This is a genomic window from Mesorhizobium sp. M0045, assembly GCF_040323385.1.
Taxonomy (GTDB): Bacteria; Pseudomonadota; Alphaproteobacteria; order Rhizobiales; family Rhizobiaceae; genus Mesorhizobium.
On record NZ_JAMYUY010000075.1, the window covers coordinates 1 to 521 of the forward strand.

Annotated in this window: 1 pseudogene; it reads left to right on the forward strand. The window is 65.8% G+C overall.

The features are described from left to right. Positions 1-521, forward strand: a pseudogene (locus NKJ72_RS30935) (DDE-type integrase/transposase/recombinase); the annotation flags it as partial.

Genomic DNA, 521 nt, shown 5'->3' on the forward strand with positions numbered 1-521 from the left:
CCGAGCAGATCGAGCGGCTGATCGTCGAGAGCAAGCGCGACAAGCCGCACTGGGGCGCCAGGAAGATCAGGGAGCTGCTGATCAGAAAGCTCGCCGGCGATGTGCGCATCCCGGCCAAGAGCACGGTGCATGCCGTGCTCGACCGCCGCGGCCTTGTGAGCCAGGCCCGCAAGAGGAACCGGGCGAACAAGGCCATGGGCACGCCGCTGTCGCAGGCCGCCGTCCCCAACGATCTGTGGTGCGCTGACTTCAAGGGCGAGTTCAAGCTCGGCAACGGTCGCTACTGTTACCCCCTGACGGTGACCGACCAGGCCTCGCGCTACCTGCTTCTCGCCGAAGCGCTTGAAGCGACACGGGAAGCGCCGGTCATCGAGGCCTTCGTCCGGCTGTTCAGGGAACGCGGCCTGCCGCTCGCCATTCGAAGCGACAACGGGGTCCCTTCGCCAGCCCCAACGGCCTCTACAATCTGTCGAAGCTGTCGGTCTGGTGGTTGAGGCTCGGCATTGCCATCGAGCGCATCA